The sequence below is a fragment of the Petrimonas sp. genome (assembly GCF_963921705.1).
Lineage (GTDB): Bacteria > Bacteroidota > Bacteroidia > Bacteroidales > Dysgonomonadaceae > Petrimonas > Petrimonas sulfuriphila.
The window spans coordinates 2,072,120-2,084,340 of sequence record NZ_OY997410.1; the positions used below are offsets into that span (position 1 = coordinate 2,072,120).

11 protein-coding genes are annotated in these 12,221 nt (G+C 45.9%); 2 read left to right on the forward strand and 9 right to left on the reverse strand.

Annotated elements, in window-relative coordinates; genetic code table 11:
- Positions 1 to 36: 36 nt before the first annotated feature.
- From AACM02_RS08605 to AACM02_RS08615, 3 genes are all read right to left on the reverse strand, one after another.
- A complete protein-coding gene (locus AACM02_RS08605) occupies positions 37 to 2,997 on the reverse strand; it encodes a glycoside hydrolase family 3 N-terminal domain-containing protein (RefSeq protein ID WP_339116699.1) in 2,961 nt (986 codons plus the stop codon).
- 63 nt (positions 2,998 to 3,060) lie between these two features.
- Positions 3,061 to 3,951, reverse strand: a complete 891-nt coding sequence (locus AACM02_RS08610) for a metallophosphoesterase (RefSeq protein WP_339116700.1) — start codon at positions 3,949 to 3,951, stop codon at positions 3,061 to 3,063.
- Complete coding sequence (locus tag AACM02_RS08615) at positions 3,905 to 4,660, reverse strand: 5'-nucleotidase C-terminal domain-containing protein (protein WP_214062283.1); 756 nt, start codon at positions 4,658 to 4,660, stop codon at positions 3,905 to 3,907. The genes AACM02_RS08610 and AACM02_RS08615 overlap by 47 nt, the downstream gene beginning before the upstream one ends.
- A 221-nt stretch (positions 4,661 to 4,881) precedes the next feature.
- On the opposite strand from AACM02_RS08615, the gene rplS reads away from it, so the two are divergent.
- A complete protein-coding gene (gene rplS, locus AACM02_RS08620; protein WP_214062284.1) occupies positions 4,882 to 5,232 on the forward strand; it encodes a 50S ribosomal protein L19 in 351 nt (116 codons plus the stop codon).
- A gap of 72 nt (positions 5,233 to 5,304) precedes the next feature.
- Positions 5,305 to 6,027, forward strand: a complete 723-nt coding sequence (gene recO / locus AACM02_RS08625) for a DNA repair protein RecO (RefSeq protein ID WP_214062285.1) — start codon at positions 5,305 to 5,307, stop codon at positions 6,025 to 6,027.
- Here the strand turns inward: recO and AACM02_RS08630 are convergent.
- The 6 genes from AACM02_RS08630 to AACM02_RS08655 all read right to left on the reverse strand — a co-directional run bounded on the left by AACM02_RS08630 (position 5,985) and on the right by AACM02_RS08655 (position 12,219).
- Positions 5,985 to 6,671 (reverse strand): thiamine diphosphokinase, encoded by a 687-nt coding sequence (locus AACM02_RS08630; RefSeq protein WP_339116701.1) that lies wholly within the window; start codon positions 6,669 to 6,671, stop codon positions 5,985 to 5,987. The two genes, recO and AACM02_RS08630, sit on opposite strands and share 43 nt — an antisense overlap.
- 43 nt (positions 6,672 to 6,714) lie before the next feature.
- Complete coding sequence (gene ric, locus AACM02_RS08635; RefSeq protein ID WP_339116702.1) at positions 6,715 to 7,449, reverse strand: iron-sulfur cluster repair di-iron protein; 735 nt, start codon at positions 7,447 to 7,449, stop codon at positions 6,715 to 6,717.
- A gap of 70 nt (positions 7,450 to 7,519) precedes the next feature.
- A complete protein-coding gene (locus AACM02_RS08640) occupies positions 7,520 to 9,745 on the reverse strand; it encodes a nitric-oxide reductase large subunit (protein ID WP_339116703.1) in 2,226 nt (741 codons plus the stop codon).
- 113 nt (positions 9,746 to 9,858) lie between these two features.
- Positions 9,859 to 10,293 (reverse strand): Rrf2 family transcriptional regulator, encoded by a 435-nt coding sequence (locus AACM02_RS08645; protein ID WP_321716221.1) that lies wholly within the window; start codon positions 10,291 to 10,293, stop codon positions 9,859 to 9,861.
- A gap of 89 nt (positions 10,294 to 10,382) precedes the next feature.
- The gene (locus tag AACM02_RS08650; RefSeq protein WP_339116704.1) at positions 10,383 to 11,042 is read right to left on the reverse strand and encodes a hemolysin III family protein; all 660 of its coding nucleotides are present in this window, start codon (positions 11,040 to 11,042) and stop codon (positions 10,383 to 10,385) included.
- Entirely contained in the window at positions 11,035 to 12,219 is a 1,185-nt protein-coding gene (locus AACM02_RS08655) for a carboxypeptidase-like regulatory domain-containing protein (RefSeq protein WP_339116705.1), read from the reverse strand. Before AACM02_RS08655 ends, AACM02_RS08650 begins: the two co-directional genes overlap by 8 nt.
- Positions 12,220 to 12,221 lie beyond the last annotated feature (2 nt).

The window sequence follows — 12,221 nt, forward strand, 5'->3', positions numbered from 1 at the left end:
GTATTAATGTGCTCCTTGTTCTTAAATTATGCATTATTACTCCTTGTTCAGTGCCTTATAGAGTTCATCCTGGATGCGTTCCCTGATTTTCAACGTCGATAATCGATTGGGAGAACGCTCGGGAAAAACCCGGTTCGACAAAAAGATGTAAATCATCTTGTTGTCGGGATCCACCCAGAAACTGGTTCCGGTAAAACCCGTGTGGCCATAAACGGAGACAGGGGTAAGCGGACTGGTAGGGCTTGCATTGTTGTTCCGAGGGTCAGGTTTGTCGAATCCCAATCCACGGCGGCTGTTGCTGCTTTTTGTTTTGGTAAACAGGTTCACGGTCTCTTCGCTTAAAAATCTTTCCCCACCGTATTCTCCTCCGTTCAGCCACATTTGGGAGAGTTTTGCCAGGTCGTTGGCGTTGGAGAATAATCCGGCATTACCCGAGATCCCGCCAAACAAGGCTGCTCCTTCGTCGTGGACATACCCCCTTAATTGCTGTTTTCGAAAAAAAGGATCATTCTCGGTGGGAGCAATGTTGTCCACCGGCATGTGGTCTAACGGACGGAATGTCAGTGTTTCCGCACCCAGTTTTTTGTAGAAGTTGTCTTTTACGAAGTTGTCCAGATCGGTTTTGGAAATGTGCTCAATGGCTTCTTTCAGCAACATAAAATTCAGACAGCTATACCGATAGGTCTTTGAGCGAAGTTCGGTGGCGATCACCTCTTTCAGCAAGGCCTGGTGCATTTTGTTGCTCGCATACAGATCCCTGGCCACAGGTAAGTGAAAGGTCCCGGAAGGTTTATCCGAGATGAACGACGGGATAAACGCGTAGTCGGTCCGGCCCCACGCACCGGCATAACGGACGTGGTGGAGTGTCGACTTTCTTCCGAACAGCGGTCCGTTAAAACTGTTCGGATCTATGGCCGTTGTGTAATAAGGAATAAAAGAAACAATTCCCGTTTCGTGAAAAAGTGCGTCACGGATGGTTAGGTTTGCTTTGTTGGTTCCCCGAGTTTCGGGTACAAATTTCCCGATATTGTCTTGCAGCCGGATCTTTTTCTCATCGTACATCTTCATGATCGCCGGAACAGTGGCTGCTGCCTTGGTTATCGAGGCCAGGTCATAAACGGTTTCGGCGTCAACTTTTGCCCCGGAAGAGTATTCCATATTGCCGAATCCTTTGTTGTAAATAACTGTCCCGTCTTTTACCACCATTACGTAACATCCGGGATAGGCCCGCTGGCGGATGCCTTCGAGCGCGATTTTTTCCACATCCTGCAGGCTTTCGGACAACATTCCGACTTCTTCGGGAAGCGAGTAGGAGAGACGTGTCTTTTGGGTGCCGATACCACTGTTAACTTCAAATCCTCCTGCTGAAACAGGCAGTTTCCCCGAGAAGCCAATGCCTCCGAAAACGGCTTGTGCTGCACTCATCTGGGCAAAATCGGTGTTGTCGTAAGCCACTACGACTGAGGATGCAAGGTCAGTAGCCGGTTTTAAATTATCGAGTGTGTACGGTGAATCGAACAATACCAGAACCGATTTTGCAGCGTTTTTTATCATTTGTTGAAGCGCGGTCGAGCCGCCTGCAGGAACGGAGTGCACAGAGATCAGAACGATATCGAACTCTTTCAGTTTGTCGGATAATGGCGCTATGCTATCGACAGTAATTACTTGAAAAGTGTTAACCCCGGCATATTTTTTCAACCATTTCTGAAAGGTGTTTTGCTCCGGGGTGCCAATCGCCACGGCGGCAATCCGGTTTTTATCCAATGCCCTTACCGGCAGGATAGAATCGTTGTTTTTAACCAGTGTAATGGCCTTGTCATAGATTTTTCGTTGTGTCCACTCACCTTCCGGAGCGTGTATGTTGCGGTTTAACGTACGGATGTCTATCGGTTTAACGTGATGAACACCGAGTATGTATTTGTATGTCAGTATTTTTCTTACTTTTTCTTCGAGCAGAGCCGGGGAAATAACTCCTTTTTCAACCGCCTGTTTCACCTGTTGAAATTCCTTCTCCTGATTGATTACCCCCAGAATCACATCGTTTCCGGCCAGCAGTGCTTTTACGCTCATATCGGGTTGATTGGAAACCCCTTTCATCGCCATCCCGTCGGTAAAAGTAAGCCCGGTAAAACCCATCCGGTCCTTCAGCAGTTTCTGCCCCACGTTTATCGATAATGATGCCGGTAATCCATTTGTGTTCAGTACGGGAACGTTCAGATGCCCGAGCATCATCCCCGACAGTCCTGCATTGACGTATTGCTGGAAAGGATGTAATTCCACCGAGTCTAGCCGGGCTAAATCGTGGCTTATGGTCGGCAAGGTCCGGTGCGAATCTTCCGATGTGTCGCCGTGACCGGGAAAGTGTTTGGCAACCGCCATCACACCGTTTTCTTCCATTCCCCTGGCAAAGGCGATACCTTGTCGGGCTACGTTGGCGGGAAGTTCGCCGAAGGACCGTGAACCTATGACCGGGTTGTCGGGATTGCTATGCACATCGATGGACGGGGCAAAGTTAATGTGGATACCCATTTCACGACATTGCCGGGCAACCTCTTTTCCATACTGCTTCAGCGTTTCTTCATCGTGAATAGCACCGGTGATCAGGTTTCGCGGAAAACGAGGTGCATCCCTCAGGCGCATGGAGAGTCCCCACTCACCGTCCAGCGCCACAAAAAGCGGTGTTTTGGCTATGCTTTGGAGGTAGTTGGTCATTTCGGCCTGCATGGCCAGCGTACCCTTCGAAAACAATACCCCCCCGATTTTCTGGTTGTTTATATAACCCGCAATTTTTGTTTTCCAGCTGCTCTTCGATTCCACGACAGGCATAAAAAGCTGGCCGATCTTTTCGTCCAGGCTCAGGCTGTTGTATACGGAATCCACCCATGGGTTCAATTCTGTTTTGTCGGCCTGCCGATAGAGATTGGTTTCGGTTTGAGCGGTAAGTACTGCGGTGAATAAATAAAATGTAAAAAACAGGATATCTCTTTTTTTGAACATGATCGGTTTATTTGTATCAACTTCAGACATTAAGGTTCGGAGCGGCAATCTGTCCTCAACTTATTACTTCACTTTCTCGAGTTCTACATCAATTCTTCCGACATAGATTCCTCTTCCTGCTGTTTGAAAAACCATAACATCTTTGTTGTCGATATTTTTCAACATATCCGGAGTTTTCATATTGGTGTGGCTGTGGCCGCCGATAACAATATCAATGTTTCTAGTTTGTTCCACCAATCGCTTATCGGCTGTGTAACCCAAGTGCGACAGGCAGATAACCATATCGCACCGGTCGGTTGTCTTCAGCTTTAAAGCCAGTTCGTTTGCCACCCGTTCCGGTTGAAGGAATTTCATTCCGTCGTAATTACCCGAAGCAATCAGTCCCTTGGGCTGAATATTGATAGCGATCACACCAATTTTCACCCCGTCTTTTTTAAATATAAGGTACGGTTTGATCAAATTGTTCAGCGGTGTGCCGGAAAAATCGTAATTACTGCTGATGATGGGGAATTTTGCCCGGCGTACAACTTTTTCCAATGCTTCCAGTCCGTAGTCAAATTCATGATTTCCAAGCGTAACGGCATCGTAACGCATCATATTCATGGCTTCTGTCTCCACCTCACCTTTGAAAAGGTTAAAGTAGGGTGTCCCCTGCAAAAAATCCCCGGCATCGAAGAGTAAAACATTTTTATTTTCTTTTCGTACCTGTTCGATGTAGTTCATCCTGCGGACAACTCCTCCCTTGTTCCCGGCAATGCGGTCAGATTCAGGAATAGGCTCGATGCGGCTGTGTGTATCGTTTGTATGAAGAATGACAATGCTCTTTTGCCCGAAGGCAACGGTTCCGCACATAAAAACAGTGAGGATGAGAAGGAAAAAATATTTTTTGTTCATAAGGTGTTGAGGGTTATTCAATAACGGTGATCCTTCCATCGAGAAGAGAGGTAATCTCATTCCCCTGGCGGGTTTGTTCCTTCACATAGTCGATCATCACATCGCGGAGCGTGATACCCGTGTTTGTGGTCTTTAGTGCGTTGCGCAAGGCATCCATGTCGTTATTGCCGTCGGCAAGATAGTCGAGTGTGGAAACCGTGTAAACTTTGTTCTCGTCAATGGGTTTTCCGTCTACAGTAACCGATTGAACTTTCCGGTCCTTGATCGCCAGCCTTACGTTGGAAGAGATTCCCGCTCCACCAATCCAGGCGTAGGAATCGAAAATCTTCTTCAAATCGGTTCCTTTCAGCTCGAGAAAGGTTATGGCGTTGTCGAAAGAGTAAATCTCATACAGGTTTCCAACCGTTATTTTACCCTTCGGCATATTGGCACGATGTCCGTTAACGTTCATGATAGCTACGTCGGCACCGCCGGAAATATGTTCATCGCCGTAGATTTTCATCACATCGGAAGTGAAATTGGTGAGTAAACTTTCGGGACGGCCATAATCCAGCAGCTGTGCAGAAGTGCCGATCACTTCATTCATCTCACGATCGAGCTCGGTTTTGTAGTTGCGTACCAGGGCTTCCATTTTTTTATTCGGATTCGCATCGAAACGGCTGTTCATTTCAACGACGGTGCCGTTCATGCTGCTTATCCGGTACTGGTACGACTTACAAGAAATCAGCAGGATAGCAGCAAGTACGAGAATGATCAGTTGTCTATTCATTCTTAATGATGGGTTTGTTTGATGTTTATTTTGTCAAAAATACACTATTTTTGTCAGTTTAACAACGTGTGTAACCTATTTTTACGAATAAAAGGAATCACAGTATTGTGATTTAAATAATTATTGCTACCTTTGCAACCGCTTTGCGCAATCTCTGTCGATGTGTTGTCGTTATATTGCGTCCTGTAGAGTTAAATATTAACATAAAGCTTTTATAAACAATGGATTTAATTAAAATTGCAGAAGAGTCTTTCGCTTCGGGAAAGAAAGAATTGCCCAAGTTTAAGAGTGGCGACACCATAACGGTTGCTTACCGTATTGTGGAAGGGAATAAGGAGCGTATTCAGCAATATCGCGGCGTGGTGATCCGTATATCGGGTGACGGCGACAACAAACGCTTTACGGTTCGTAAGATGTCGGACAATATCGGTGTTGAACGTATCTTCCCGATAAATTCTCCGTTCATCGACAGCATAACAGTGAACAGCGAAGGTAAGGTCAGGAGAACCAAACTGTATTACCTCCGTCAGTTACGCGGAAAAGCAGCCCGCATCAAAAAGAAAACGTTTTAAAAGATTTGAAAACAAACACCCGGACGCTCCGACTTTTATCGGGGCGTTTTTTCATCCATCATCCATCAGCAAATGCACTACAAGACAGAGGGCATTGTTCTGAGCAATGCCGGATACAACGATAAGTACTCCATCACGCATGTGTTTACGCGCGATTTTGGACGTGTCTCATACTTGCTTCCCAAAATACGTGGCAGACGTTCAAAAATCAACCCTGCGTTGTTTTCCCCGCTTTCCATATTGAATCTGGAAGTGGAACATCTTCCACTTCGTGAAATCCAGCGCTTGAAAGAAGCCGACCGTCAGACGTTACTCTACGATATTGGTGTAAATTTAACCAAAGTTTCACTGACTTTTTTTCTCTCGGAATTTTTATCGAAAGTGCTGCGGGAAACCGACAACAACGAATTGCTTTTCGATTACTTGAAACAGGCTGTCGAGGTGCTGGAAGAGACAAAAACAGGATTGGCTAATTTTCATCTGACTTTTGTCTTTGGCCTTACCCGGTTTCTGGGGGTTTATCCCAATCTTGAAAATTATACCCGGGGATGTTGCTTCGACATGCTGAACGGGGAGTTTACCTGCCGGACTCCGGATCACGCCTATTACTTGCGTGAGCGGGAAAGCGCTTTTCTTAATCGATTGTCACGGATAAATTTCTCGAACATGCATCTGTTCATTCTGTCGCGGAACGACAGGAACCTGATCATCGACCGGATGTTGACTTATTACCGGCTGCATTTGTACGATTTTCAACCGATCAAATCACTGGATGTGCTTCGTGAGTTGTCTTGATCCTTTTCGCTATCAAACACCTGAAAAACAAGCACTCTCCCACAAGTATCCACCGTAAACCTATCGCCCAGTGATTCATTCAGCGTGCCTTGCCACCAGTTGGTGAGAATCCTGTTTTCTATGGGATATTTCAACCCGTCGGTGGTAATAGGTTTTTGCCCGATGGAAAACAGGGAGACTTTTTCACCCGCAAAACTATTGAAAGTGGTTTTTGAACTGATGGGTGTAAAAATACCGTAGTTGGTAACCATCTTCACGTTTGCCATCGCCTCATAATCTGTAAGAAGCGAGATGTTTCCGATGCTGTGGTCCTCACGTATCCCGGTTCCGCCCACAATAATGATGTTTCTCCTTCCGTTCTCCACACAAAACAGAACCGATTTGGTCAGGTCGTTGGTCTCCTGTTCTTTGTCGGGAAATAATTTATCCGCGAAGCGGACCCTGTTCTCCTCGGAGATGGAGTCGCAGTCGCCCACAATAGCATCGGGATATCCGCCGGCTTCGATAAAATGGTTAGCCGCCCCATCGCAGCAAACGATGTAGGGTGCGTTCTTTATTACCGATAGCGGCACAGGGTGATGGGGATACCTTCCGTTTGCAACAATTACTGCTTTTGAGCCGTCATCTTTGTTTCCTGATCTCATTTTACGGGTTCTTTGATACAAAGATAAAAACAGTAATCGAATTTTACGTGTGAGTGGAGAAAATAACGCGTTCAAACTCTATCGCAGCAGGGAACAGAATATTGTTTTCCAGGTGGATGTGCCTGTGGAGGTCATCTTCGAATTCTTTGAGCAAATTCAGGGTTACCCTGTAGGTATTGCAGCCGTCTTGAGGTGTTTCGTAGTTCCTGCTCAGTTCACTGATTCTTCTGAAACGAACGCCTTCATTGTCGTGCTCTGCATGCATCGTTTTAATTGGGTTTTCAATGCTTCCGAAAGGAGGCCTTTTAAATTTTTCGCCCGTTGTTCTTTTATCCACCATTTCCCGGATTAAAGGGAACAAGATGTTTTCTTCTTTTTTCATGTGTGCCGATAACGCTTCTGCAGATTGAGAAAACAACTCGTTTATTTCATGTAGTTCGGGATGTATATTACCGTGAACATCCGTAATCTTTGCCAGGTAGGCCGTTATTTCAGGAATTTTTGCAAACACATACCTGTGATGTTTCTTCTCGATATAATCGGCGAGCAGGTCAATCGACCACGATTTAAAATCAATGTCCGAATCTTCTTTCTTGTTCAGTACTTCTGATAACTCTTGCAGAATTACTTTTTCGTCGATGTTCTTTTCTTTACTGGCAGCCGCAATGCTACGGTTTCCGTTGCAACAGAAATCGATGTTGTATGATTTGAAGACAGCTGCCGTTTTGTAGTTTTCAGCTACAATTTTTCCAATAATACTTTCTGAATTGATGAGCATGTTTTTTTATTTTATATAAAGGATTGCACATCCGTTAAACAACCGGACGTGCAATCCGTGAATGAATGGACTAATTTGTTGATTTATTTTTTTTCAGGGTTAATTGATAAACAAACAGGAAGAGCGTAAGGGTTCCTATGCCGAACACGGTGTCTCCGATGATCCTCGACCATTTGAATACATTTACCACCGGTTGTTGCATAAATTCAGCCGAACGTGCATACCACATTCCGTGGTTTACACTGGCAAACGTTTGCATTAATCCAACGGGCAGTAAGCTGACGACCACCATTAAAAGCAAGCCGGCGTTCAGTGTCCAGAACGTGAATTTAATGAGTTTGTCGTTCCATTTTTGTTTGCGGTACATGCTGCGGAGCACAAACAGCATCAACCCTATTCCCAACATGCCGTACACACCGAAAAGTGCTGCGTGTCCGTGTACGGGAGTGGTGTTTAGTCCCTGCATATAATACAATGCGATGGGCGGGTTGATGATAAATCCAAAAATACCAGCCCCCAGGAAGTTCCAAAAGGCTACCGATAACAGGAAATAGATGGGCCACTTGTAATCTGCCAGCCATTCGGTTGATTTACTCATCCGGTAATTGTGGAATGCCTCAAACCCGATCAACACCAGCGGAACAACCTCCAAGGCGCTAAATGTCGCTCCCAGTGCCATGACACCTGTGGGTGTTCCCGTGAAGTAAAGGTGGTGGAATGTTCCCAGGATACCGCCCGAAAGGAAGATAATGGTGGCGAACAGCACGTTGTTGGTTGCCGATTTTATCCTCAGTAACCCCATCCGGGTAAACAAGAACGCGGCAACTACCGTTGCAAATACTTCGAAGAAGCCTTCAACCCACAAATGCACAACCCACCAGCGCCAGTATTCAGCAATGGCCAAGTTGGTGGTGCGCCCCCACATCAGGCCTGCAGCGTAGAAAAATGCGATAGCAAAGCAGGAGATCAGGAAGAGTGTGAGCAATCCCCTTTCACTGGTTCCTTTTTTGATGATAGGGACAATGGGCCGGATCATCAGTGTAAGCCACAGGAATAATCCTATGACCAGCAGTAACTGCCAGAATCTCCCCAGGTCGACATATTCATAACCCTGGTGTCCGAACCAGAAGTTCTCGACCAGTCCCAGTTTTTGCATCACGCCAAACCATTGTCCGATAAGTGAACCGGCAACAACAATGAGCAACGCCACGAAAAGCACGTTCACGCCGAGCTTTTGAAATTTGGGATCCCTGCCGCTTAACGACGGAGCAATATAGAGTCCGGTGGCTAACCAGGCGCTTGCAATCCAGAAAATAGCAATCTGAACGTGCCATGTGCGTGTGATGGAGTAGGGAAGGAAGCTGGCAATATCAATGCCGTAGAGCGCATCGCCTTCCACGCCGTAGTGTGCGGTGAGAATCCCCAGCATTACCTGTGCCAGGATCAGGATGTTTACGATCCAGAAATATTTCTTTGTCGCTCGCATCGACGGGGTAATCACCTGGTTCATTAACGGGTCATTCACCGGCTTCAACACTTCCTCCTGTTGTGTACGGGCCTGTACGAAAACAAGAATACCAATTCCAATTAACAACATGATGATGCTGAAGCCTGTCCAGATTACCAGGTCGCCGGTCGGTACGTTCCCGATCTGAGCATCGTTGGGCCAGTTGTGGGTATAGGTTATGCTTTCCCCGGGCCTTTCCGTTACGCATGCCCACGATGCCCAAAAGAAAAATTGTGCCATTTTCTCCATCCTCGACTCGTCCTTGATGGCATTCTTCGGTATGGCGTAATCGGAACGCAATTTATCCAGCGCCGGGTCATTCATAAACAAGGATGTATAATGAGCCTTGTTGTGCTCAAACGCCTCGATCCTTTCTGCGGCAAGGGTCAGCGTTTTTGTAGCTTCGTCGTAGGTGTTTTTGCGTAAAAATATCTGAAGACGCCTTTCCAGCAGAGCTTTTTGTTCGGAGCTCTGAGACTCAAAATCGCCTCCGGCCCATTTGTTCAGCAAATATTGTGCTTCCCGGTGCAGGTAGTCGGCTGTCCAGTCCGGTGCAACATAGGCACCGTGCCCCCAAACCGTTCCTACTTCCTGTCCACCCATGCTTTGCCAAACGTTCTGCCCGTCTTTTATGTTACTTCCGGTAAAAAGAACGTTTCCCGATTCATCCACCACCTGTTCGGGTACCGGTGGCGCTTTCTGGTAGATCTGATTGCCGTAAAACAATAATACGGCAAATGAAATTCCTACTACCAGTGAGAGTGCAATCCAAAGTTTTTTGTGATTCATAATTAAACACGTTTAATGATTAGTAATTGGATTAAATTGATTTTATAGCGTATTGAAAATCAATTGTTTGATATATTTCGGATAAAAGTGTCTGAAATTAATTTAAAAAAAACTTACCTTAATAAAACCTGTATGTTCGATTTTAACTCCGTTGCCATATCGTAAACGGTTGTAGATACTAACATGGCGGTTAATTTCGTTCTAATTTCGGCAAATTGATGATGCACGGGACAGGGATTTTCATCGTTGCAACCGGTGAGCCCCAACGGACATTGCCAAATGATCTCATCTCCATCAATAACCGATACGATATCGCTCATCTTCACCGCCTTCATTTTGTCGGGGCTGATCTCAAAACCACCGTTGGGTCCGGTAAAAGAAGAAACTAATCCGTTTTTCGATAATGTTCCCAGAATTTTTGCGGTAAAGGCTTCGGGTGTATCGGTTTTTTTCGAAATCTCTCCCAGGGTAACTCTTTTTCCTTCAATGGATTGAATAGCGATATAAACGAGTGCCTTGATGCCGTATTTACAAGCTTTTGAGAACATTCATGATTCTTTGCCTGCAAATATATGTTATATTTGGTACAAACAAAAAAATAATACCGTTTTTTTTCTTCCCCATAAAAAATTACGCCTTAATCAAGAGGGATAATGCCGGCACCGATAATGTGGCTTGCTAGTCCGAAAAGCACAAACAGGTGAAAAACTGCGTGAACAAATTCACGCCTGGCTGTAGCGTAGATGATGGCGCCGGTAATGTAAAAGACGCCTCCGGCTATAAGCCACCCAATAACTTCGATGCAGTTTTTTTCGTTTGCCGTTTCTATGAGCGGTTTAAAAGCAACCAAAACCACTAAACCCATAAAAACATACGATGCGGTCTTTAAATGACTGTTTTTCTTTAGTTCACCAAAACTGACGGCAATACCAACAAGCGCGATGATCCAGACCAGTCCGAACAGTAGCCATCCCCAGAAGCGCTCCTCGCGCAATAAAATCAGCGTGAACGGTGAGTAGCTTGCCGCGATCAGGAGGTAGATGCTTGCATGGTCGAAGTGGCGCCATTTCACTTTTCGTCCAGGCTCCTGCACAAAATGATAAACGGTGGATGAAAGCATGCAGGCCAGCATCCCGAAACCGAAAATGGCGTAAGCTAGCATTGCCCAACGGTTATCGGCAAGTATCGCCTTGCGAAGCAGGAGGACAGTCGCAACCAGGGCCATTAAAACCCCGGCAGCGTGGGTGAGGTAATTGGCCTTTTCTTCCCGCGCGGTGTAAAATTTTTCGTTACTCATTCAATGTCCAATTTAACGTTACTTTCTGGTTACGTTCCGACCAGGGAGGAGATCCCAACAACAACCGCTTGATCTCGGTCTCCAATTTCTGGCACGAGTTTTCTTTAATAGCGATGCTGCCCGGTCGTCCTTGCCCGTTCACATAAAATTCCACTTTAATCGAAATCGGCTCATCCGGACAAACGGTTTTATCGTGATTTTTTTCGAAATAATGCCTGAATTCGGTTTCTCCGAAAACAGGGACAGTGTCTTTTACCGTTGTTGTGGAACCCACAACCGATTCTTTTTTCTGAGTTCCAAAAGCAACAACAACCACTTCATCCAAAGCCATATCGTTTGATTTCATCACAACGTCACCTAAATGTTCTTTTAAAGGCATTTCAACATTTTTCATTCCTATGAAAGAAGCAACCAGCATGCCTTTCTCATCTTCGGGAACGGTTAACCGGAATTTCCCGTCCATATCGGTGACTGCTCCTAGATGGGTATTTTTGACGTTTACGGTTGCTCCGATAATGGGTTCTCCAATCTCATCCACAATTTTTCCCGAAATGGTTTTTGTATTCGGGGAGACGGCAGTTACGGCAGCCACCTTACCCTGAATGGCTTTCTGTTTGGGTAAGGCGGCTCTTGCAACTGATACCTGTTCCGGTTCAATAGCCTCTGCCATCCTTTCGGGTGCTTGAAGTTGCAAAATTTCTTCGCTGACAATTTCGGCAGTTTTTTCAGCCTCAACAGCTTGCTGTACTTCTTTTACCCGAACTTCAACTTTTTTTTGCACGGTAGTTGCCGTTCTTTCTTCTGCTGTTTTTGGCGGCGTGTGATCGGCCACGAGAACGGAATCTCTTTTGGGAGAAAGAGTGGTTTCTTCTTTTTTCAGGGATTCTACCGATGCAACCTGAACGTCTTTTGTATCGGGTTGGCGAAGCAGAAAGGGTAGGCCGATAAGCAAAACAAGCACGGCAGCCGCAGCCCATAGCCAGACGCGTTTATCGATGTGTTTGGGTTGCGGAGCAAACCGTTTTTCCAGCTTTTCTATAGCTTCAACATGGTTGCCCGGCACCGAATCGTAACCGTCGATGGTGTCTTGCAGGAACGGATCGTTCATGGCTTCCCGTTCTAAGCGGTTAGCCTCTTTCCCGTACCGTTTTCCGTGTATGTAATCTTTTAAATTCACTT

What these genes read in the sequence shown, in the direction of transcription:
- AACM02_RS08630 (WP_339116701.1), bottom strand. Translation starts at nt 6,671, where the DNA reads ATGAGATCAGGAAACAAAGATGACGGCTCAAAAGCAGTAATTGTTGCA.
- ric (WP_339116702.1), bottom strand. Translation starts at nt 7,449, where the DNA reads ATGCTCATCAATTCAGAAAGTATTATTGGAAAAATTGTAGCTGAAAAC.
- AACM02_RS08645 (WP_321716221.1), bottom strand. Translation starts at nt 10,293, where the DNA reads ATGTTCTCAAAAGCTTGTAAATACGGCATCAAGGCACTCGTTTATATC.
- AACM02_RS08650 (WP_339116704.1), bottom strand. Translation starts at nt 11,042, where the DNA reads ATGAGTAACGAAAAATTTTACACCGCGCGGGAAGAAAAGGCCAATTAC.
- rplS (WP_214062284.1), top strand. Translation starts at nt 4,882, where the DNA reads ATGGATTTAATTAAAATTGCAGAAGAGTCTTTCGCTTCGGGAAAGAAA.
- AACM02_RS08615 (WP_214062283.1), bottom strand. Translation starts at nt 4,660, where the DNA reads ATGAATAGACAACTGATCATTCTCGTACTTGCTGCTATCCTGCTGATT.
- recO (WP_214062285.1), top strand. Translation starts at nt 5,305, where the DNA reads ATGCACTACAAGACAGAGGGCATTGTTCTGAGCAATGCCGGATACAAC.
- AACM02_RS08640 (WP_339116703.1), bottom strand. Translation starts at nt 9,745, where the DNA reads ATGAATCACAAAAAACTTTGGATTGCACTCTCACTGGTAGTAGGAATT.
- AACM02_RS08605 (WP_339116699.1), bottom strand. Translation starts at nt 2,997, where the DNA reads ATGTTCAAAAAAAGAGATATCCTGTTTTTTACATTTTATTTATTCACC.
- AACM02_RS08610 (WP_339116700.1), bottom strand. Translation starts at nt 3,951, where the DNA reads ATGAGATTACCTCTCTTCTCGATGGAAGGATCACCGTTATTGAATAAC.